The 21,520-nt window shown below is 68.8% G+C and carries 19 protein-coding genes and 1 pseudogene; 10 read left to right on the top strand and 10 right to left on the bottom strand.

Annotated features, from left to right (window positions below; translation table 11 throughout):
- Nucleotides 1-17: 17 nt before the first annotated feature.
- Both A5756_RS25745 and A5756_RS01050 read right to left on the bottom strand, forming a co-directional pair.
- Nucleotides 18-431: a hypothetical protein gene (locus tag A5756_RS25745; protein WP_156659121.1), complete on the bottom strand. Its 414-nt coding sequence runs from the start codon at nt 429-431 to the stop codon at nt 18-20.
- Nucleotides 432-440: 9 nt separating this feature from the next.
- On the bottom strand, nt 441-911 hold the full coding sequence (locus A5756_RS01050; RefSeq protein ID WP_066945490.1) for a hypothetical protein: 471 nt from the start codon (nt 909-911) through the stop codon (nt 441-443).
- 224 nt (nt 912-1,135) lie between these two features.
- On the opposite strand from A5756_RS01050, the gene A5756_RS01045 reads away from it, so the two are divergent.
- The gene (locus A5756_RS01045; protein WP_066945487.1) at nt 1,136-1,780 is read left to right on the top strand and encodes a nitroreductase family protein; all 645 of its coding nucleotides are present in this window, start codon (nt 1,136-1,138) and stop codon (nt 1,778-1,780) included.
- Here A5756_RS01045 and A5756_RS01040 read toward each other — a convergent pair whose 3' ends face one another.
- Nucleotides 1,781-2,107 (bottom strand): YciI family protein, encoded by a 327-nt coding sequence (locus tag A5756_RS01040; RefSeq protein ID WP_066945484.1) that lies wholly within the window; start codon nt 2,105-2,107, stop codon nt 1,781-1,783.
- A gap of 37 nt (nt 2,108-2,144) precedes the next feature.
- Nucleotides 2,145-2,609 carry a tRNA (cytidine(34)-2'-O)-methyltransferase gene (locus A5756_RS01035; protein WP_066945481.1) on the bottom strand — a complete coding sequence of 155 codons (465 nt, stop codon included), beginning with the start codon at nt 2,607-2,609 and terminating at the stop codon, nt 2,145-2,147.
- Between the two features lie 17 nt (nt 2,610-2,626).
- Between A5756_RS01035 and A5756_RS01030 the strand changes: the two genes are divergently transcribed.
- The 6 genes from A5756_RS01030 (at nt 2,627) to A5756_RS01005 (ending at nt 8,107) form a co-directional block, all read left to right on the top strand.
- Entirely contained in the window at nt 2,627-3,232 is a 606-nt protein-coding gene (locus A5756_RS01030; RefSeq protein WP_066945478.1) for a bifunctional 2-polyprenyl-6-hydroxyphenol methylase/3-demethylubiquinol 3-O-methyltransferase UbiG, read from the top strand.
- Between the two features lie 241 nt (nt 3,233-3,473).
- The gene (locus A5756_RS01025) at nt 3,474-6,206 is read left to right on the top strand and encodes an ATP-binding protein (protein ID WP_066945920.1); all 2,733 of its coding nucleotides are present in this window, start codon (nt 3,474-3,476) and stop codon (nt 6,204-6,206) included.
- A complete protein-coding gene (locus A5756_RS01020; RefSeq protein WP_066945476.1) occupies nt 6,203-6,601 on the top strand; it encodes a serine protease inhibitor in 399 nt (132 codons plus the stop codon). Before A5756_RS01025 ends, A5756_RS01020 begins: the two co-directional genes overlap by 4 nt.
- 6 nt (nt 6,602-6,607) lie before the next feature.
- On the top strand, nt 6,608-6,982 hold the full coding sequence (locus tag A5756_RS01015) for a DUF742 domain-containing protein (RefSeq protein ID WP_066945473.1): 375 nt from the start codon (nt 6,608-6,610) through the stop codon (nt 6,980-6,982).
- The gene (locus A5756_RS01010) at nt 6,963-7,559 is read left to right on the top strand and encodes an ATP/GTP-binding protein (protein ID WP_156659117.1); all 597 of its coding nucleotides are present in this window, start codon (nt 6,963-6,965) and stop codon (nt 7,557-7,559) included. The genes A5756_RS01015 and A5756_RS01010 overlap by 20 nt, the downstream gene beginning before the upstream one ends.
- The gene (locus A5756_RS01005) at nt 7,556-8,107 is read left to right on the top strand and encodes a pentapeptide repeat-containing protein (RefSeq protein WP_066945467.1); all 552 of its coding nucleotides are present in this window, start codon (nt 7,556-7,558) and stop codon (nt 8,105-8,107) included. The genes A5756_RS01010 and A5756_RS01005 overlap by 4 nt, the downstream gene beginning before the upstream one ends.
- A gap of 5 nt (nt 8,108-8,112) precedes the next feature.
- Here A5756_RS01005 and A5756_RS01000 read toward each other — a convergent pair whose 3' ends face one another.
- The 3 genes from A5756_RS01000 to A5756_RS00990 all read right to left on the bottom strand — a co-directional run bounded on the left by A5756_RS01000 (nt 8,113) and on the right by A5756_RS00990 (nt 14,596).
- Complete coding sequence (locus A5756_RS01000) at nt 8,113-10,668, bottom strand: ATP-binding cassette domain-containing protein (RefSeq protein ID WP_066945464.1); 2,556 nt, start codon at nt 10,666-10,668, stop codon at nt 8,113-8,115.
- 1 nt (nt 10,669) lies between these two features.
- Nucleotides 10,670-13,318 carry an FHA domain-containing protein gene (locus tag A5756_RS00995; RefSeq protein ID WP_066945460.1) on the bottom strand — a complete coding sequence of 883 codons (2,649 nt, stop codon included), beginning with the start codon at nt 13,316-13,318 and terminating at the stop codon, nt 10,670-10,672.
- A 69-nt stretch (nt 13,319-13,387) separates the two neighbouring features.
- The gene (locus A5756_RS00990) at nt 13,388-14,596 is read right to left on the bottom strand and encodes an NADH:flavin oxidoreductase (protein ID WP_066945456.1); all 1,209 of its coding nucleotides are present in this window, start codon (nt 14,594-14,596) and stop codon (nt 13,388-13,390) included.
- Between the two features lie 83 nt (nt 14,597-14,679).
- Here A5756_RS00990 and A5756_RS00985 point away from each other — a divergent pair, with 83 nt between their 5' ends.
- Nucleotides 14,680-15,525: a bifunctional methylenetetrahydrofolate dehydrogenase/methenyltetrahydrofolate cyclohydrolase gene (locus tag A5756_RS00985; protein ID WP_066945453.1), complete on the top strand. Its 846-nt coding sequence runs from the start codon at nt 14,680-14,682 to the stop codon at nt 15,523-15,525.
- The gene (locus tag A5756_RS00980; RefSeq protein WP_066945449.1) at nt 15,522-15,803 is read left to right on the top strand and encodes a DUF3017 domain-containing protein; all 282 of its coding nucleotides are present in this window, start codon (nt 15,522-15,524) and stop codon (nt 15,801-15,803) included. Before A5756_RS00985 ends, A5756_RS00980 begins: the two co-directional genes overlap by 4 nt.
- Here A5756_RS00980 and A5756_RS00975 read toward each other — a convergent pair.
- The gene (locus tag A5756_RS00975) at nt 15,800-16,282 is read right to left on the bottom strand and encodes a DUF732 domain-containing protein (protein WP_066945446.1); all 483 of its coding nucleotides are present in this window, start codon (nt 16,280-16,282) and stop codon (nt 15,800-15,802) included. The genes A5756_RS00980 and A5756_RS00975 overlap by 4 nt on opposite strands.
- A 294-nt stretch (nt 16,283-16,576) precedes the next feature.
- Here A5756_RS00975 and A5756_RS00970 point away from each other — a divergent pair, with 294 nt between their 5' ends.
- The gene (locus A5756_RS00970) at nt 16,577-18,007 is read left to right on the top strand and encodes an FAD-binding oxidoreductase (RefSeq protein WP_066945917.1); all 1,431 of its coding nucleotides are present in this window, start codon (nt 16,577-16,579) and stop codon (nt 18,005-18,007) included.
- A gap of 4 nt (nt 18,008-18,011) precedes the next feature.
- Here the strand turns inward: A5756_RS00970 and A5756_RS00965 are convergent, their stop codons facing one another.
- Nucleotides 18,012-19,331 carry a PPE domain-containing protein gene (locus A5756_RS00965; protein ID WP_066945443.1) on the bottom strand — a complete coding sequence of 440 codons (1,320 nt, stop codon included), beginning with the start codon at nt 19,329-19,331 and terminating at the stop codon, nt 18,012-18,014.
- Nucleotides 19,332-19,613: 282 nt separating this feature from the next.
- Nucleotides 19,614-21,323, bottom strand: a pseudogene (locus A5756_RS00960) (NAD-binding protein); the annotation flags it as partial.
- Nucleotides 21,324-21,520 lie beyond the last annotated feature (197 nt).

Raw genomic sequence — 21,520 nt, 5'->3', positions numbered from 1 at the left:
GCTCTTGCGTTCGCGCCTCAGAACGAATAGATCCCGTGAACGCTCACGAACATGCCGTGGCCGGTGCGGTCGTTGGTGAACCGGGTGCCATGATCCGTTGGCAGCACCGTCCAGCCCTGCAGGTGATACGTCTCGCCGTAATGCAGCACGATATCGCGATCAGGGTCGCCGACCATACCCACGCCCAGGTATTGCAACTTGCCCGTGTCATCGACCTGTGCCGCGTTGTTGCCGAATCCTACTGGCAATTCCAGGGTTTGGCTCACGCATAGAACGTCGTGCGTTCCGATGGAACACCGCGTCCTTCCGGTCTGGGTATGCACATACAGATAGTCTTCGGCACTGGCACGCACCCCGGATGTCATACCGAGTCCTACCGTCACCACTGCGGCCCAAATTGCCGCACGACCAAGAATTTTCATCTGCTTCATCCTTCCCAGCTAGTTGGCGGGCTGTGCCGGTACGGGCATGGGTTCGCCGGTCTGCTTGACCAGCCGCCCGTGGATCCATTTGTCCACGCCGCCCCACTGTTGGTCCCAGTTGTATTGCAGCGTCCAGTCATTGGTACGGCTGTAGAAATAGGTTCCGGCGAACACATTGCCCTGCAGACTGCCGTCCGGATTCACACTGCCCCAGAGGTATTCATCGTGATACTGTTCGCAAAAGCCCCACGGTGAGTAGCTCATCTTGCCGTGGAACTCGTTGAAGACGACGCTGGTGACCTCCAGGGCCGCGGTGCCCTTGGAGCCGTCGTAGCACTGCGCATCTCCGAGCCACTTCCCGGGCAGGCCCTTGTCGCCGGTGGGCATCGCGTGGCTCGGCGTCCTGGACGCCCACCCCACGGCCACCACGATGAACACGGCGAGCGCGAGGACACCGATGCGCTCAACGGCAGTAACGTTGCGGCCCAATCGGTTCCGTGGCGAACTCCCGGAATGCGCGGGAACGCGAGCATCCACGGATTGGTGGCCTGCCGGCATCGCCAATCGCCCCCTCATGTCTGTCATGCAGAAACTGCTGTTCGGGACGACTATCGCCGCATATCCGCGGCCCGACGTAGGGCCGTTGGTCACAGACGCTTCGGCCATCGGTCCCGAAACGACACCCCTGATTGCGGCATCGGTAGTCTCCAAGCATGACCCTCAACTTGTCCGTCGACGAAGTCCTCACCACCACCCGCTCGGTCCGCAAACGTCTCGACTTCGACAAGCCGGTCGGCCGCGAGGTGCTGGTGGAATGCCTCGACCTGGCGTTGCAGGCGCCCACAGGGTCCAATTCACAGGGCTGGCAATGGGTGTTCGTCGAGGACGCGGAGAAGAAGAAGGCGATCGGCGACGTCTATCTGTCCAACGCCCGCGGCTACCTCAGCGCGCCGGCGCCGCAATACGGCGAGGGGGACACCCGCGGCGAGCGGATGGACAAGGTCCGCGATTCCGCGACCTACCTCGCCGAGCACATGCACGAGGCGCCGGTGTTGTTGATCCCCTGTATCGAAGGCCGCGAGGACAAGACGCCACTGGGCGGCGTGTCGTTCTGGGCCTCGCTGTTCCCGGCGGTCTGGAGCTTCTGCCTGGCGCTGCGCTCCCGCGGGCTGGGCTCGTGCTGGACGACGCTGCACCTACTGCGCGACGGCGAGCAGCAGGTGGCCGACGTGCTGGGCATTCCCTACGACAAATACAGCCAGGGCGGGCTGTTCCCGATCGCCTACACCAAGGGCACCGACTTCCGCCCCGCCAAGCGGTTGCCCGCCGAGCAGGTCACCCATTGGGACGCTTGGTAATCAGGTCTGAAGCGGCCACACCTCGACCACCCCGTGCGCGACCGCGCAGGGCGTCTGACTCACCCGCTCGATCGCCGCGTCGAGATCGTCGGCCTCCAACACCGCGAACCCCGCGATCGGCATCGCCGATCGGAGGAAGGGGCCCTGCTCGATCCGCACCCCCGTGCCGTCCGGGTTGCGCACCTGCACGGGGTCTCCGGCTCGGGCGACGAGCGCGCCGGACGCGCTGAGTTCGTCGTCGCGGGCGTGTGCGGCCTGTCTGCGGTCGTCGCTCAACTGGTGGTATCCGGCCTCGTCGCCGTAACCGATCGTGATGAAGGTTGCCATGTCACTGCTGACTCGCGCCGCGCCCGGAACTCATCGCTCAGAGCGCCCCGTGATAGCCGTGCTGCCGCCAGGCCTCATACACGGCGACGGCCGCCGCGTTGGACAGGTTCAGCGAGCGGCGGCCGGCCAGCATCGGGATCCGCACCTGCTCGGTGATGTGCGCGTCGGCCAGCGTCGCCGCGTCCAGCCCGGTGGGTTCGGGCCCGAACATCAACACGTCGCCCGCCCGGTAGCGGACATCGGCGAACGAGGTGGGCGCGTGCGAGGTGAACGCGATCACCCGGGCCGGCGCGAGCGCCTCCCAGGCGGCCTCGAGTGAGGCATGGACGGTCACCGACGCGAGGTCGTGATAGTCCAGCCCGGCCCGCCGCACCTTCGGTTCGGACAGGTCGAAGCCCATCGGCTCGACGAGATGCAATTCGCAGCCCGTCGCCGCCGCCGTCCGGATCGCGTTGCCCGTGTTGGGGGCGATGCGCGGGGAGTAGAACATCAGCTTGAACACAACGCGATAATGGTCGCATGGTCGAGCAGAGCATCTGGATGCAGAAAGTCACTGCCGATCCCGGACATTCGCAGTGGTACATCGAGCGGTTCCGCGCGATGGCCCGCGCCGGTGATGACCTTGCCGGCGAGGCCCGCTTCGTGGACGCGATGGCGCCCCGGGGCGCCCGGATCCTCGACGCGGGTTGCGGCCCCGGCCGGCTGGGCGGGTACCTGGCCGCCGCCGGTCACGACGTCGTTGGCGTCGACGTCGACCCGGCGCTCATCGAAGCGGCCGAGCAGGATCATCCCGGCCCGCGCTGGCTCGTCGGCGACCTCGCCGAACTGGACCTGCCCGCCCGCGGCATCGCCGAGCCGTTCGACGTGATCGTGTCCGCCGGGAACGTCATGACTTTCCTCGCCCCCAGCACGCGGGGGCGGGTGCTGGGCCGGCTGCGCGCCCACCTCAAGGGCGACGGCCGGGCGGCGATCGGCTTCGGCGCCGGCCGCGATTACGCGTTCGCCGCTTTCCTCGACGACGCGGCGGCGGCCGGCTTCGCGCCGGATCTGCTGCTCTCCACCTGGGACCTGCGACCGTTCGCCGATGGCTCGGATTTCCTCGTCGCGGTCCTCCGGCCGGTGTAGGAACCGTTTGCCAGAATCGTCCGCCCGTGCGCGGGTCCACCTTGGAGGGACCTGTCTGCTCAGTAACGATTCTGGTGACCTGGGCCGCGGGCTGTCATACTCGTCGGATTGCCACGTTGACGCGCTCGCGCCCATCTGGCGTGGTACGGGTGGATAAAGCAGGAAGTCTCATGAGCCTCTCGATTTCTCGAGCGCTGACCATCAGCGCGGCGGCCGGTCGCACGGCCGTGGCGACGTGACCATGTTCGCCCGCCCGGCCAACCCGGCCGAGGCGGCCGCCTCCGAATCCCCACAGCCGCACGCCACCGACCCGGCGCCGGACAAACGCCCGCCGACCTGGTCGCTGAGCAACTGGCCGGTTCGGTGGAAAGTGCTGGCGATTGTGCTGGTCCCGCTGGTGTTGGCGACGGTGTTCGGGGTGCTGCGCATCGAGGGCGCGATGGCGAACGCGGGCGGTCTGCGGCTCGCGGCCGCCCGCGCCGACGTGGTCCCGGTGGTCACCAAATACATGTCCGCCCTGGACGTCGCCCTGATGGCGGGCAGCACCGGGCGCGACGTGGAGGGGGCCAAGAAGAACTTCGAGGCGCGCAAGTACGAGTTGGACACGCGGCTGCACGACACCGACGTGAGCGCCGAAGTGCGCTCGGGCGTGAACAACCTGCTGGACGGCGGTCAGATGCTGGTGAACAAGGCGTCCGACAACGGCCTCGGTTTGCGGGAGCGGGTGACCCTGTATGCCCCGATCCTGCTGACCGCGGAGGACGTCATCAATGCGTCGGTGCGCGTCGACGACGAGAAGATTCGCGCGCAGACGGAGGGGCTGAGCCGGGCGGTCGGGGCGCGCGGGCAGATGACGATGCAGAAGATCCTCGTCACCCGCGGCGCCGAGCTGCCCGAGCCGCAACTGCGGACCTCGATGATCACCCTGGCCGGGACCGAGCCGTCGACCCTGTTCGGGATGAGCGAAGTGCTCGGCGCCGGATCGCCGGAAGCCAAGACACTGCAGCAGCAGCTGGTGGCCCGGATGGCGATCATGTCCGATCCGGCCAGCGTGCTCGTCGACAACCCCGACCTGCTGCGCTCGATACAGACCACCGACGACATCGCCGAACAGGTCATCAAGGACGCCACCGCGTCGGTGACCAAGTCGGTGCACGCGCAGGCCGCGGACAAGCGCAACGCCGCGATCCTGGACACCATCCTGGTGCTGGGCGCCATCGTCATCGCGCTGGTCGTCGTGTTGCTGGTGGCGCGCGCGCTGGTGCGGCCGCTGCGCATCCTGCGTGACGGCGCCCTCAAGGTGGCCCACACCGACCTCGAGGAGGAGATCGCCCGGGTCAAGGCGGGCGGCGCCGAGCCGACGCCGCAACCGCTGCCGGTGTACACCACCGAGGAGATCGGCCAGGTCGCCCACGCGGTGGACGAACTGCACACCCAGGCCCTGCTGCTGGCCGGCGACGAGGCGCGGTTGCGACTGCTGGTCAACGACATGTTCGAGACCATGTCGCGCCGCAGCCGGTCGCTGGTCGACCAACAGCTGTCGCTCATCGATCGGCTGGAGCGCAACGAGGAGGACCCCGAACGCCTGGACAGCCTGTTCCGGCTGGATCACCTCGCCGCCCGGCTGCGCCGCAACAGCGCCAACCTGCTGGTGCTCGCCGGCGCGCAGCTGGCCCGCGACCAGCGTGACCCGGTGCCGCTGTCGACGGTGCTCAACGCAGCGGTGTCCGAGGTCGAGGATTACCGCCGCGTCGAAATCGCCGGACTGCCCGACAACAGCACGCTGATCGGCGCGGCCGCCGGCGGCGCCATTCACCTGTTCGCCGAGCTGATCGACAACGCCCTGCGTTACTCACCGCCGTCGACTCCCGTGCGGGTCTCGGCGGGCCGCGGCGGGGACGGGGGAGTCGTGGTGCGGATCGCCGACTCCGGCCTGGGCATGAACGACACCGATCGCCGCATGGCGAACATGCGGCTGCAGGCCGGGGGCGAGGTCAGCCCCGACAACGCGCGCCACATGGGGCTTTTCGTGGTCGGCCGGATCGCGGCGGGGCACGGCATCCGGGTGGGGCTGCGCGGCCCGGCGGCGAACGAGACGGGCTCCGGCACCACCGCGGAGATCTACCTGCCGCCGACCATCCTCGAGGGCGCGGCCCGGCCCGTCCGAGCCACGCGGATCCGGGCCGTTTCGTCCCCCAGCGCACAACTCGCCGCGCCGGCCGAGGAACGCAGGCCCGAGCCGGCGCTCCCGCACGCCGAGGCTCCCGTACCGCCGGTCACGCTGCTGCCGCGGCGCAACCCCGGTTCCAGCGGCATCACCGAGGTGCCCGCCGAAGAGCGGCAGCCCCAGCGGCACCGGCGCGAACTCCCCACCCCGTGGTGGGAGAGCGGCACCCCGGCGGAGCCGGACCCCAAACCCGCGCCGGCGCGGACGGCGTCGGACACGTCGGCGTTCTTCGCCGCGCGGTCGCGGGAGGCCGACAAGCCTGCGGCCCCCGCCCCGAGCGCGCCCGGCCCGTCGATTCCGGCCGTCCCCAAGAGCGACAGCGCCCCGGCCGACGACGACGTGATCTACCGGCGGATGCTGTCGGAGATGCTCGGCGACCCGCACGACCTGGTCAACAGCCCCGACCTGGACTGGCAGTCGGTGTGGGACCGCGGTTGGACGCTGGCGGCGGCGGCGGAGGAGAAGCCCGTCGAATCACGCACCGCCGAGCACGGCCTTCCGGTGCGCACGCCCGGCGCCCGGCTGGTGCCGGGGACGGCCAACGGGACGGGCCTGCCCGAGGAGGACCAGCCGGCCGAGGAAGACCAGGGAACCAACGGTGGCAGCCACTCCGCCCGCGAGCCGCAGCACGCCGCGGCGGCGCGCGATCCCGAGGCGGTTCGCGCCTCCTTCAGTAATCACTTCGGCGGCGTGCGCACCGGCCGGTCGCACGCCCGCGACACGACTCAAGGGCCCGATCAGGAATGAATTCACCTGACAATTCACTGGACTGGCTGGTGACGCGGTTCGCCCGCGAGGTTCCCGGCGTGGCGCACGCCTTGCTGGTCTCCGTCGACGGACTGCCCCTCGCCGCCAGCGAGCATCTCCCACGTGAGCGCGCCGACCAGTTGGCCGCGGTGGCCTCCGGTCTGGCCAGCCTCGCGACCGGCGCCGCGCAGCTGTTCGAGGGCGGCCAGGTGCTGCAGTCGGTGGTCGAGATGCAACACGGCTACCTGCTGTTGATGCGCGTCGGTGACGGCTCGCATCTGGCCACGCTCGCCGCCACGTCGTGTGACATCGGTCAAATCGGCTACGAGATGGCCATCCTGGTCGAGCGGGTCGGGGGCGTGGTGCAGTCCACCCGCCGGTCTGGCGTCTCGTGAGCCGCGATGGACGAACGCGAACCCCGGCCGGGCGCAGGTAGAGGGAATCTGGTCCGCCCGTACACCCTGACCTCCGGACGGACCGGCACCGACGTCGACCTTCCGGTGGAAGCGCCGATACAGACGTTGCAGGCCGGCCTGGCTTACCGGTGGCCAGCCGACGACGCGAAAGGCAAGATCATCCAACTCTGCGTGGGCAGTCCGTCGGTCGCGGAGATCTCCGCCCGGCTGGATTTGCCGCTCGGTGTCACGCGCGTCCTGGTCGGCGATCTGGTTTTGTCCGGCTACCTTCGGGTGCATAGGACGTTGTCCGAGCGTTCGACCTCCGATGAGCGCCACGAACTGATAGGAAGGACGCTGCGTGGCCTTAAGGCACTCTGAGGCGCACTCCGAGATGTACTCCGACTCCGCCCACGCTTCCACGAAGATCGTCATCGCGGGCGGGTTCGGTGCCGGCAAGACGACGTTCGTCGGGGCGGTGTCGGAGATCATGCCGTTGCGCACCGAGGCGATGCTCACCGACGCCTCGACGGCCGTCGACGCGCTGGAGGCCACCCCGGATAAGCGGACCACCACCGTCGCGATGGACTTCGGCCGGATCACGCTGGACGAGGACCTCGTGCTCTACCTGTTCGGCACGCCGGGGCAGCGCCGGTTCTGGTTCATGTGGGACGACCTGGTTCGGGGCGCCATCGGGGCGATCGTGCTGGTGGACTGCCGGCGCCTGGAGGACAGCTTCGCCGCGGTCGACTTCTTCGAGCACCGCAACCTGCCGTTCCTGGTCGCGGTCAACGAGTTCGATGGCGCGCCGCGCTATCCCGTTGCGGAGGTGCGCGAGGCGCTCACCTTGCCCGCGCACATCCCGATGATCTCGGTCGACGCCCGGGATCGCCGGTCGGCGACCGATGCGCTGATCGCGGTCAGCGAATACGCTCTGGCCAGCCTGACTGCCAGTTGAGCACCCGGTGGGTTGATCGTCACTTCGACGGCCACGACTTCACCGACGAGGACCTCAGCCGGTGGCAGACCGAACGGGTCGTGTTCGACGAGTGCAACTTCAGCGGCGCCAACCTGGCCGAGTCGCAGCACCGCGGGTCGGCGTTCCGCAATTGCACGTTCAAGCGAACTTCGTTGTGGCACAGCGATTTCGCGCAGTGCAGTATGCTGGGCTCGGTCTTCGTGCAGTGCCGGATGCGGCCGATCGCCTTCGACGAGGTCGACTTCACGCTCGCGGTGCTCGGTGGTAACGACCTGCGCGGCGTCGACCTGAGCGGCTGCCGGCTGCGCGAGGCCAGCCTGGTGGAAGCGGACCTGCGCAAGGCGGTGTTGCGCGGCGCCGACCTGTCCGGCGCGCGGACGACGGGCGCCCGGCTGGACGACGCCGACCTGCGCGGCGCGACCGTGGATCCCTCGTTGTGGAGAACCGCGTCGCTGGCGGGCGCCCGCGTCGACGTCGGCCAGGCGGTGGCCTTCGCGGCGGCTCAGGGGCTGCGCCTCGACGGCTGATCGGCTCAGTGCTTGAGCCGGATGCGCCACCGCACCAGAACGGCGTAGCCGACCGATAACGCCGCCAGCATGCCCATGTCGAACAGCCAGGCGCCCGGCGTGTGCTGGAAGTGGCTGTCCCGCGGGCTTTGCGGGCCGGGCGACACGGTCCACAGGTCGACCGTCGACGCCTGCGCGGCGTACCCCCACCGCGAGGGCACAGCCCAGGACAACTGGTCGAGGAAGATCCGGTTGGTGACCGGCACCATCCCGCCGGACAGCACCATCTGCCCCATGAGCGACACCACCAGCAGCGGCATGATCTGCTCGTTGGAGCGCGCCAGCGCCGACAGCAGCAGGCCCAGCATCGCGGCGGCCACACACGTCGCCGCGACGGCGACGAACAGCTCGAGGGTGGCGTTGCCGAGCAGCACGGCCGGCCGCTTCGGGGTGCCCTTGCCGGCCACCACGATGGCGGTCGCGATGGCCGCCTGGATGACGGCGAACACGCAGAACACCGCGATCTTCGCCAGCAGGTAGGCCGTCGTCGACAGCCCGACCGCCTGCTCCCGCCGGAAGATCGGGCGCTCGCCGATGAGGTCGCGGATCGTTAGCGCTGTGCCCATGAACGCCGCCGCCATGGTGAGCAGCGTCAGGATGGTGCCGGCCTCGCCGGCCGAATCACTCGTCGGGTCGGCGTAGCCGAAACCGGTGTGGCCGGGAACGGTCAGCGACAGCGCACCCATCACGAACGGCAGCAGCGCCAGGAACACGAAATAGGCGCGGTCGGAGACGACCAGGCGAACCTGGCGGCGGGCAACGGTGGAGAACTGGCGCCGCATGCTGGTGCTAGGCACGACGCCCAGATCGGCCGGTGCCTCCGCCTCAACCGGCGGCGGGGGTTTGTTCTGCGCCAGGAAGCGGCGGTTGGCCTCGTCCGGGTCGGCGCCCACCTTGGCGAAGATCTGCGCCCAGTTGGTGGTCCCCATGACCGTCCCGATCTGGTCGGGCGCCCCCAAGAAGGCGGTCTTGCCGCCGGGCGCCATCAGCAGCACCTGGTCGCAGACGTCGAGGTAGGTCAGCGAGTGGGTGACGACCAACACCACCCGGCCGGCGTCGGCCAACTGGCGCAGCATCGTCATGACCTGCAGGTCCAGCGCCGGGTCCAGGCCGGAGGTCGGCTCGTCGAGGATCAGCAGCGACGGCCCGGTGAGCAGTTCGAGGGCCACCGAGGCACGCTTTCGCTGCCCGCCGGAGAGCTTGTCGACCCGGGTGTCGCCGTGCTGGGTGAGCCCCAGTTCGTCGAGCACCTGCGCGACGACCTCTTCCCGGTCGGCCTTGGTGGTGTCGGGCGGCAGCCGCAGCTCGGCGGCGTAGCCCAGGGCCTGGTTGACCGTGAGCTGGCGGTGCACCACGTCGTCCTGGGGGACCATCCCGATCCTGGTCCGCAACGACGCGTACTCGGTGTGGATGTTGTGGCCCTCGAACGTGACCAGCCCGGAGGTCGGGGTGGCGTACCCGGCGATCAGCCGCGACAGCGTGGTCTTGCCCGCGCCGGACCCGCCGATGAGCGCGGTCAGCGTGCCCGGCCGGGCCGTCAGGGAGATCTTTTCGAGCAGGTTCTTGCCGCTGACGCTGAAGTCGACGCCCCGCACCTCCAGGCCGCCGGTGCGCGCGGCCGCCTCCTGGCGGCGGACCAGGATGCCGCCGGAGAACACCAGGTCGACGTTGCCGATGGTCACCACGTCGCCCTCGGACAGCACCGCCGACGCGGCCTTGACCCCGTTGACGAAGGTGCCGTTGCTGCTGTTGGCGTCGCGGATCTCGGGGCCCGCCGGCGTCGGGGTCAAAAACGCGTGATGGCGGGACGCCAGCACGTCGTGGATGACGATGTCGTTGTCAAGGGCGCGGCCGATCCAGGCCGCGCGTCCGGGCCGGTCGGTCGCCCGCTCGGAACCGGGACCCAGGTTCTTCACCCGCGTGGTCGGGAACTCCGCGACCTGGCCGCTCACGCCGATCTGGGTCGGCTGATTGAGCTCCGGCAGCCCGCCCGTCTGCGATACCGAGCGGGTTGCGGCGTCCGGCCGGACGATCGGTACGGCGGTGGTGCGGTGCGGACCCTCCCACGGGCGCGGCGGCTGCGCCGGTGGTTGCCGCGGCGGCGCCGGCGGACGCTGACCGGCAGGCTGCGCACGCGCGGGCTGGGCGTCGCTGGGCGGCGAGATGACCGGGATCGACTCCGTGGTCGGCGGGAGCATGCCCACGGCCCCGGTGTGGTGGCCGATTTCGAAAGTGATCCGGGGGCCGTCGGGCTTGCCGATGTTGACGGTCTGGCCGTCCTCGATGTCGACCAGCGGCGCCCGCTGGCCGTTCACGTACACCCCGTTCAGCGAATTGTTGTCCAGCGCAATCCACTTGCCGCGATCGAAGCGCAGCAGCAGGTGCGAGCGGGCGACCAGTGGGTGCGCCACCCGCAGGTCCGCGCGCAGGTCGCTTCCGACGACGACGTCGCGGCCAGCCGAGAAGCTGCCCTTCGATCGGTCGGATCGAACAGTCAGGACGGGCGCCGCGCCTTGAGTCATCTCAGCGTTTCAGCCGGATGTGCCATCGGACGAAGCCGGTGTAGGCGATGGACAGGAACGCGAGCATCGCCATGTCGAACACGAAGATGTGTTTCGAGTGCTGCCAGATCGGGTCGTTGATCGGGATCTGTTTGACCTTCACCAGCGACGGAAAGTCGATCGACGACGCGCCCGCGGCGTAGCCCCAGCGGGCCGGTGTCAGCCACGCGAGCTCCTCGAGGCCGAAGCGCTGATAGACCGGGATCATGCCGCTGGAGAACACCAGCTGCGACATGATCGACACCACCAGCAGCGGCATGATCTGTTCGTTGGACTGCGCCACGGCCGACAGCAGCAGGCCGAGCATCGCCGACGCCACACAGGTGCCGGCGACGGTGACGAACAGCGAGAAGGTGGAGTTGCCGAAGAACGGCGGGTGGGCCGTCGGCGCACCCTTGCCCAGCCGCACGATCATCGTCGCGACGGCCGCCTGCATCGTCGCGAAGATGCAGAACACCGCGATCTTTGCCAGCAGGTAGGCGGTCGTGGACAGCCCGACGGCCTGCTCCCGCCGGAAGATGGCGCGCTCGCCGATCAGGTCGCGGATGGTCAGCGCGGTGCCCATGAAGACGGCGCCGATGTTCAGCAGCACCATGATGTACTGCGGCTGCGTGGGGGCGACGCCCAGCGGATCGGCCGGGCCGAGGCCGGGGTGGGGGCCTTTCACCGTCAGCGACAGCGCGCCGATGAGGAACGGCAGGATCGCCAGGAAGATCGTGTAACCGCGGTCGGACACGACGAGGCGCACCTGGCGGCGGGCGATCGTGGACAGCTGCCGCCATAGGTCCGACTTCGGGGGTTCGCCCAGGTCGGCCGGGCTCTGCGGGGACGGCGCCTGGGACTGCTGCTGATTGCGCTCCTTGAACCGGCGGTTGGCCTCGTCGGGGTCGGCGCCCACCTTGGCGAAGATGTCGGCCCAGTTGCGGGTGCCCATGGCCGCCTCGACCTGGTCGGGTGGCCCGCAGAACGCGGTCTTGCCGCCCGGCGCGACCAGCAGGATCTGATCGCAGACGTCCAGGTAGGACACCGAGTGGGTCACCACCAACACCGTGCGGCCGGCGTCGGCGAGCTGGCGCAGCATCAGCATGACCTGACGGTCCAGCGCGGGGTCCAGGCCGGAGGTCGGCTCGTCGAGCAGCAGCAGGGAGGGCTGGGTGAGCAGCTCGAGGGCCACCGAGGCGCGCTTGCGCTGGCCGCCCGACAGCTTGTCGACCCGGGTTTCGGCGTGCTTGGTCATGTCGAGTTCTTCGAGCACCTGGGCGACGATCTGAGCCCGCTCGGCTTTGCTGGTGTCGGGGGGCAGCCGCAACTCGGCGGCGTAGTTCAGGGCCTGGTTGACGGTCAGCTGGCGGTGCACGACGTCGTCCTGCGGGACCATCCCGATCCTGCTGCGCATCGACGCGTACTCGGCGTGGATGTCATGACCCTCGAAGGTCACGGTGCCCGAAGTGGGGCTGGTGTAGCCCACGATCAGCCGCGACAGCGTGGTCTTGCCGGCACCCGAACCACCGATGATGGCCGTCAGCGTGCCGGGCCGGGCGGTCAGCGAGATGTGGTCGAGCAGCTGCTTTCCGTGGTCGACGGTGTAGCACACGGAGTTCACTTCCAGGCCGCCGCTGCGCGTCGCCGCCTCGGTGCGGCGGAGCAGCTCACCGCGGGTGAAGACCAGGTCGACGTTTCCGATGGTGACCACGTCGCCCTCGGTCAGCACCGCGGACCCCACCCGCACACCGTTGACGAAGGTCCCGTTGACGCTGTGGGCGTCGCGGATCTCGGTGCCCAGCGGCGTCTGGGTCAGAAACGCGTGGTGGCGGGATGCGAGGACGTCCTGGATGACGACGTCGTTGTCGGTGGCACGGCCGATGGTCAGCGCGCCGGAAGGCTTCTGGATGGCTCCGGATCGCGAGGGCCTGAGCGCCTGGAACATCTTCGTCGCCAGGTTCGCCACCTCGGGCGGCTTGGCGTTGGTGGGTGACATCCGGGTTTCTGGCGCCGGCATCTGCGGGTGCGGCTGGAAGGTGGAAGGTGGCGCTGGTACGACGGGCGGAGGAGCCGGCGCGCGGCCGCCGCCCGGATACATCGGTTGCCCCGGCGGGGCGGGGCGCTGCCCGGCCGCGCCCGGGTGCGGGCGCCGCGGCGGCGACGCCCAGTTGGGCGGGCGGCCCGCCGGTCCGGGTGGGGGACCGGGTGGCGCGGCGACGGGCGGGCCACCCGGCGCGGCGGACCAGGCCGTCCCGCCGGGGTGAGCGGCGGCCGGAATGCCCATCGATTCGGTTTGCGGTGGGCGCCCGGCCATTCCCTGGTGCCGCCCAACCTCGAACAGCAGCTGAGGCCCGTCCGGGTTTCCGATGTTGAGGCACTGACCGTCGTGGATCTCGACCACCGGCACCCGCCGACCGTTCACGAAAGTGCCGTTGAGCGAACCGTTGTCGATCGCCAGCCACCGGCCCTGGTCGAAGCGCAGCAACAGATGCGCGCGCGAGATCAACGGGTGCGTGATGCGCATGTCGGCGCGCAGATCGCGCCCCACCACCACGTCGTGACCGGCGGCAAAGGTGCGTTCTGACCCGTCAAAACGAACCGTCAAGACGGGCGGGGCTGCTGAGCTCATCGCACCAACTGTAACTCGTGGACCCGAGGCCAACCTGAGGCCCAAATGTGCGTTGGCGGCCCGCGATCGTCAGCGGGCTAGCAGATCGGGCGCGCCTGTGACCACGCACTGGGTGCGGGTGTAGATGGTGGCCATGCACTTGTTGCAGTGCGTGCAGGCCGAACGCACGCTGTGCGCGGCGCCGTCTGCCGCGATCCGATTGATCAGGTCCGGCTCGGCCAGCAGCGCCCGGCCCATCGCGACGAATTGGAATCCCTCGGCCATCGCCAGGTCCATCGTCTCCCGATTGGTGATGCCGCCGAGCAGGATCAGCGGCATGGTCAGCTCGGCGCGGAACAGCTTCGCGTGCCGCAACAAATAGGCCTCGCGGTAGGGGTATTCGCGAAGGAACTTCTTGCCCGTCATGCGCATGCCCCAGCTCAGCGGCGGCTTGAACGCCCCGGCGAATTCCTTGAGCGGCGCGTCACCGTGGAACAGGTACATCGGGTTGACCAGCGAGCTGCCCGCGGTGAGTTCGATCGCGTCCAGCCCGCCGTCGTCCTGCAGCCACTTGGCGGTGGTCAGCGATTCCTCGATGGAGATGCCGCCGCGGACGCCGTCGGTCATGTTGAGCTTGGCGGTGACCGCGATCGGCGTGCCCTCCTTTTCCACTGCCCGGCGCACGGCCATGACCATGCCGCGGGCCACCTTCGCCCGGTTTTCCAGCGATCCGCCGAACTCGTCGTCGCGGCGGTTGATCAGCGGGGACAGGAACGAGCTGGCGAAGTAGTTGTGGCCCAAGTGGATTTCGACCGCGTCGAAGCCGGCTTCGATGGCCAGCCGGACCGCGTTGGCGTGCCCCTCGATGACATCGTTGATGTCGTCGCGGGTCGCCTTCTTGGCGAACCGCATCCCGATCGGATTGAAGAACCGCACCGGCGCCAGCGCCCTGGCCTTGTTGGATTTGGCGTTGGCGACCGGACCGGCGTGGCCGATCTGCGCGCTGACCGCCGCGCCCTCGGCGTGGATCGCGTCGGTGAGCCGCCGGAATCCAGGCACCGCCTCCGGGCGCATCCAGATCCCGTTGCCCTCCGTGCGGCCGCCGGGGGAGACGGCGCAATAAGCGACGGTCGTCATGCCGACGCCGCCCGCCGCGGGCAGGCGGTGGTATTCGATCAGGTCGTCGGTCACCAAGGTGTCGGGCGTGCGGGCCTCGAAGGTCGCCGATTTGATGGTGCGATTGCGCAGCGTGATCGGGCCGAGCTTGGCCGGGCTGAACACGTCCGGAGGGGTTGACATATCGGGAGCTTAATGGTGGTCGCAAGCGCGGCGAAGCCGGGCGTGGCGGGTCGCCATCCCCGCTGTCTGCCAGACTGTCAGGCGTGGGCGCAATCACACTGGACGGCAAGGCCACCCGCGACGAGATCTTCGTCGACCTCAAACAACGGGTGGCCGCGCTGACCGCGTCGGGTCGCACCCCCGGACTGGGCACCATCCTGGTCGGTGACGATCCCGGCTCGCAGGCCTACGTGCGCGGCAAGCACGCGGATTGCGCCAAGGTCGGCATCACGTCGATCCGCCGCGACCTGCCCGCCGACATCAGCACCGCGACGCTGGAAGACACCATCGACGAGCTGAACGCCAACCCCGACTGCACCGGCTACATCGTGCAGTTGCCGCTGCCCAAGCAGCTGGACGAGAACGCGGCGCTGGAGCGTGTCGACCCGAACAAGGACGCGGACGGACTGCACCCGACGAACCTGGGCCGGCTGGTGCTCAGCGTTCCGGCACCGCTGCCGTGTACCGCGCGGGGGATCGTGCACCTGCTGCGGCGCTACGACGTCGAGATCGCGGGGGCGCATGTGGTCATCATCGGCCGCGGGGTGACGGTCGGCCGCCCGTTGGGGCTGCTGCTCACCCGCCGTTCCGAGAACGCCACGGTGACGTTGTGCCACACCGGAACTCGCGATCTGGCCGCGCACACCCGGCAGGCGGACATCGTCGTGGCCGCCGTCGGGGTGCCGCACATGCTGACCGCCGACATGGTGCGTCCGGGCGCCGCGGTCGTCGACGTGGGCGTCAGCCGGACCGACAACGGGTTGGTCGGCGACGTGCACCCCGACGTGTGGGAGGTCGCCGGCCACGTGTCGCCGAATCCCGGCGGAGTCGGTCCCTTGACCCGGGCGTTCCTGCTGAGCAACGTCGTCGAGCTGGCCGAGCGGCAATGAACGCGAGGTCCGTCGTCAGGGCCCAGTGGCCGATCCTGCTGGTCGGCTTGACCTTCGCCACGGCGCTCGCGCTGGTGGGGGCCAGCTTCTGGCGTCGCGGTTCGCTGCTGATCGGTATCGGGGTCGGTCTGGCGGCGGCGTTGCGATTGGTGCTGTCCGATGATCGGTCCGGTCTTTTGGCGGTGCGCAGCAAGGGAATTGACTTCATCACCACCGCGACGGTCGCGGGAGCGATGGTCTACATCGCGTGGACCATCGATCCGCTCGGCACCCGTTAGATACCCGGGATCTGCCCCGCCATTCCGGGGATCTGCCCCGCCATCCCGGGCATGCCGGGGATCTGCCCGGCCATGCCGGGCATCTGCGGCACCGCGCCGGACAGATTGCCGCTGGCCAGGTTTGCCATCTGTTCGGGACAGTAAGTCTGTATCGCGATGGTGGTGAACATGCGCGCCATCATGGGGGACATGCCCCGGCCGGACACGCTGGACGCGGCCGCGGCGAAGTTGCCGCCCGGCTGGGCGAGCATCGGGCAGATGGACTGACCGACCGACATCGCGTTCCCGGGTTCGCCGAAGTCGATGCCGGCGTGGTTGAGCGCGTCGATGAAATTGTCGTCGGGGTTGTCCGCGCCGGCTGGAGCCGCGAACGCCGACGCCGCGGTGAGCAGGCCGGCGGCCACCGCCAGCAGGCGAACGGTCAGGGGCTGGTTCCGAAACACCCAGATCCAGTGTTGCGTTCGTGAACGTGCCTTCATGCAGCCTCCCCCTCATTCGTGGAGTGCGCCGGAAGCACTCGAATCACGTTACGAACTCTGAGCTATCACTGTCACGTTTGCGACACGGTGGGATAAAGCTTCGCACAATAAGCGTTTTGCGCGGTCACCGCGGCCGCAGCGTCGATTATTAGGGCGCCGTGTGGCGTCAAGACCCGCGGCGGATCGAGGCCACACTGTGATCTGACACGGCCGTAAGCTCCGGGCTTTTCGGTGAGAAATGTTTAAGAATCTCCGCACATGACGACGAATCGCAGCCGTCCGCTGGACCCCTGGTTGCAGAGGGACATCTCGCGCCAGGCCTTTCTCCGCGGCGCCGTCGGAATGCTGGCAACCGGTGCGGTTCTGGGCACCGCGCGGGCCGCGGCGGATCCCGTCGCCGGATGGGGCGGTCTGGCCTCCTCCATCGGCGGCACTGTTGTCCTGCCGACCAATGCCGCTCAATTCTCCACCAGCAAAAAGGTTTTCAACTCGTTCTATGACAACTCCAGTCCCGCTGCGGTCGTGACGGTTTCGTCGCAGGCCGACGTGCAGAAGGCGGTCGCATTCGCGGCGGCGAACAACCTCAAGGTCGCGCCGCGCGGCGGTGGGCATTCGTACGTCGGTGCCTCGAGCGCCAACGGCACGTTGGTCCTGGACCTGCGTGGGCTTCCGGGCGGCGCCAACTTCGACGGCAACAACGTCACCGTCACCCCGGCGACCACCCTGTACGCGATCCACCAGGCTTTGACCGGCGCCGGTCGCGCGATACCCAGCGGTACGTGCCCGACCGTCGGCGTCGCCGGTCTCGCGCTCGGCGGTGGGATCGGGCCCGACACCCGGCGCGCGGGCCTGACCTGTGACGCGCTGCAGTCGGCGACGGTCGTGCTGCCCAGCGGCGACGTGGTGACCGCCTCCGCCAACGACAACCCCGATCTGTTCTGGGCGCTTCGCGGCGGTGGCGGCGGCAATTTCGGGGTGACGACGTCGATGACGTTCTCCACCCTCGCGACGGCCGACAGCGACGTCGTGCGGCTCGACTTCCCGCCCGCGTCGGCCACCCAGGTGCTCGTCGGCTGGCAGTCCTGGCTCAACGCCGCCGACCGAAACACCTGGGGCATCGTCGATCTCATGGTCGGCTCCGCCCCGAATTGCCATGTGCTCGCAACGTGCCCGGCCGGCACGGGGTCGGGAGTGGTCGATGCGATCAAGTCCGCGGTCGGGGTGGCGCCCACCTCTGTTTCGAACAAGACGATGAACCGCACGGATCTGGTGATGTTCCTGGCCGGCGGCAGCGCCGACCCTCCGGCGCGCTCCTTCGTGGCCGGATCCGACGTCGTCGGGCGGGTGGATTCCGCTGCGGCCCATGCCATTGCCACCGCGATAGGGCAATGGCCGGCAGGCGCCGGACAGGCGTCGGTCCTCGTCGATCCGCTCGGTGGCGCCGTCGCGGACGTGGCCGCGGGTGACACCGCCTTTCCGTGGCGCAATCAGGCCGCCGTCCTGCAGTGGTACGTCGAACCCTCCAGTAGCCAGGTCAGCGCCGCGAACAGCTGGCTGAGCTCAGCGCACCAAGCGGTGCAACAGATTTCGGTCGGCGGATATGTGAACTACCTGGAGGCCAATGGCGCGCCGGCGCGCTACTTCGGCTCGAACCTGTCGCGGCTGACGACCGTGCGGCAGAAGTACGACCCGAATCGAGTCATGTTCTCCGGGCTGAACTTCTGAGTTCTCAGCGGCCGAGCAGACGATTCCGTTGTTCGACGTATTCCTCGTCGGATATCAGTCCCTCGTCGCGCAACCGGGCGAACTCGCGTATCTCGGCGGCGATCCCCGTCACCACGGTGCGCGGCTCGCTCTCCGCGGGCACGTCCTCATCCGCATCGGAAGGCCGCTCGCTGATCGCCTGCCTGCCAACGGGTTTCGCGATCCGCTGATTATGGTCACGCCGGCCGACGGCGTCGCGAATGGCGCGTCCGGCCGTGCCGGCCAGGGCCATCTCGCCGAACGTGCTCTCGAAACCGGGTACCACCGCCGTGGCGGCGGCACCGGCGGGCGCGGCGGGCAACGCGAGCGCGATCGGGCGTACCGCCGGCGTGCCTGCCGCCCAGGTCGGCGGCACCGAGAGCCGCCCGATCGAGTCCGCCTCGCCCAGCCCCGCCGACGTCGTCGTTGACAACACGTTCGGGGTTGTCGCCGGAACGGCCGGCGTCACCCCCCGCACTATCGAGACGGGCGCGCCATTCGCATCCCAATCACTGACGATGTCATCGGTGTGCAAACCGGTTTCAGCACCGACCAGGTCGATGGGCATGGATACCGCCCCCAGCGGGGCCAATGGGGCGTCGACTCCGTACGCAATGGCGTCGGCGCCGACGTTGATCAGGTCCAACGGCGAGTTCACGCCGAGCGCGGACGCCGCCCCAGTCGCCGAGCTCACCGACCCCGCGGCGCTCGAGACCACGCTCTGGGTGGACCCGGCGGGCAGCTGGGCGGCTTGGCTGAGCGCATTGGCCTGTGCCCCCGAATCGGTGTTCTGCTGCGGTGGCGTGAACGGCGTCATCTGCGTGGCCGCGGCCGAGGATCCCGCGTAGCCGTACATCGCGACGGCGTCTTGCGCCCACATCTCGCCGTACTGAGCCTCGGTCGCGGCGATCGCAGGCGTGTTCTGCCCCAACAGATTCGTGGCGACCAACATCGCAAGCTGGCTCCGGTTGGCCGCGACCTCCGGCGGCGGCACGGTTGCCGCGAACGCTGCCTCATAGGCCGCGGCGGCCGAAATGGCCTGCGTAGCGGTCTGCTCCGCCTGCGCGGCGGTCGCGTTCAACCACGACACGTAGGAGTTGGCGGCGGCGGCCATCATGGCCGATGAGGGACCCAGCCATGGTCCGGCGATGAGAGCGGAGACCACCGATTCGTACGAGCCGGCGGCGGTATACAGCTCTGCTGCAACCGATTCCCATGCCTGGGCGGCGGCAAGCATTGGTCCCGAACCCGGACCGGCATACATCAGGCCCGAGTTGACTTCCGGCGGAAGCGTCGCGAAATCCATTGCACCGCCGGCCTATTTGAACGAGTCCGGGTTGACCGGGTAAGCGGCAATCCCCCCAGCGATGGACGACAAAGGTCTCCCCCTCAATGAATTTTTGGCACGGCGCGGCTCAGCCTGCGCCGCGACGTTTCGGATCAGTGGGTTTTGCGGTCAATGGCTCGCTACGCCGCGCCCCTCTCTGACCGGCTGGAGGCGTCGAACGTTGTCTTCATTCGACACATCGGCGTCCATTTCAGTTTCGGCGCAACGACAATCACCTTCGGTGCTTGATCCGTCGGCGGCCGGCCGCCGCAGGGGCTGCCCCTTGCGCAGGGTGGCGATGAGTTCTCGGTATGGACCGACCAGGTAAACGGTGTCACCGGCGCTGAGCCGGGAGTCGCGACGCGGGTGCAGCCGAACCGGGGCGTCCTCCCGAGTGATTGCGATAACACGCGTTTGGGTGGAAACTTCGAACATCTGCAGCCCGTCGAGTTCGCTGCCGGCCTGCACGTACATTCCGCCTATCAGGAACGATCGGTTGCCGACCGAAAACGTGCCCAGCACCTCCAGGCCCATCGCTGCGCCGATGAACCACGGTGCGGCCAGTTCGACTGTCGACCGGACGTTTTCGAAGCCGAACCGCTGGGCGACCGCGGATCCCAGGTCATGGTCGTACACCCGCAGGACCAGCGGGACCTTGCTCCATCGATTGCCCAGTGGGGCCGGCGCGGAGCCCAACATTTCGCGAACCACGATCCCGGTCTCGATGTTGACCATGTCGTCTCGGGTCAGCACCGCGACCGCGCGGGCACTGTCGACCCGGGCCGCTTCCAGGGTCGGGCGTAATGTCGCGTCCCCGAAGATGACCGGCACGTCGAGCTCGGCCGTCGTCGACAGGAAGGGATTGCCCTGGTCGCGCTCGATCACCGCCACGTCGTAACCGGCCTCGGTCAGGTCGGTGACGACCCGGACCCCGAGCGCGCTCAACCCGACCACGATGATGTGGTTGCGCAGGTGGCGTGCCCGTGGGCGTGCGGACAACGTGAGAAAGCGTCGCGATAGCAGCACGTCGGCGATAAACGCGACAAGCAGGGCGGTGGTGGTCACGCCGGCCAGCATCAGCACGGCGGCGTAGAGCCGCAGCCAGGTGGGCTGTTTGGCGAAGCTGAAGTCGCCGTAGCCCGTCGTCGTGATCGTCTCGTTGGTGAAGTAGAACGCGTCGGTCCAGGACATCCCCGGGTGGGTGTAGGAGTAATGCAGCAGCGTCGTCGAGCCGACGACCAGAAACATGAGCGCGACGATCACGGGATAGAACGCGGGGTTGACCTCGTCGGGCAGGGCGCGCGCGGCGTACAAGATTCGGCGCAAGCGTGACTGGCGTGCGCGCCTTCGCGCCTGACGTGGAACCTTGATTCCGCAGGCGGCGACCTCCTCGGTGGTGCCGATCATCGCCGTCCAGTCGCCGGCGCCCACCCGCAGATCCCGTCCCGGGCATACGACGACCTCACCGGCGTTGGCGGCGTCTTCGTTGTGGACCATCGCCACCGGGGCCAGGTCGCCGTAGATCTCCCGCAGCGACGCATCGAACGGAGCCTCGGCGCCGAAGGCGACGAAGTCGATCCCTGCCACCTCGAACGGGTGCGTGGTGCGCGCCAGGCAAGCCTCGACCACCGCGGCGCCGGCGAGGTCGGCAACGCCGAGGATCGCGCTCGGGCCCTCGTCCGCGGCGACGGCCTCGCGCAGTACGTCATTGGCCACCCGGGCCACCACGCGGATGTTCGGGTTGGCCTTCCGCGCCAGCAGCGCAATCTCCAAATTCGTCGCGTCGTCATCTCCGGCGCACACCACAGCCGACGCCGTGGCGACTCCCGCCCTGGCGAGTTCGGTCTTGACGCGGGCGCCGGCGAGTTCCGAATCGAGGAGCCGCGCGACGCTCGCGCCAGCCCTCTTCAACTCGTCGACGATGGTCGACGCCAGCGCGTCATCACCGCTGACGATGATGCACTGGGTCATGACGTTCCACTCCTCCGCGAATCACGGCTACCCCTCATTCGACATTGATCACGAGCAGTGGCGCGAAACCCATGTGGCACAAGCACTTACTTTGCTGAGGCGGGTATCGCGCGCTACTCCAAGGAAATGAAGATCGAATTCGATGCTAACAGACAGATTCAGGATGCGGCGGGCGCGAACGCGTCTGTCCTCCAATC

The sequence above is a fragment of the Mycobacterium sp. 852002-53434_SCH5985345 genome, assembly GCF_001667155.1.
Lineage (GTDB): Bacteria > Actinomycetota > Actinomycetes > Mycobacteriales > Mycobacteriaceae > Mycobacterium.
This window is presented reverse-complemented; position numbering and strand designations above follow the sequence as displayed.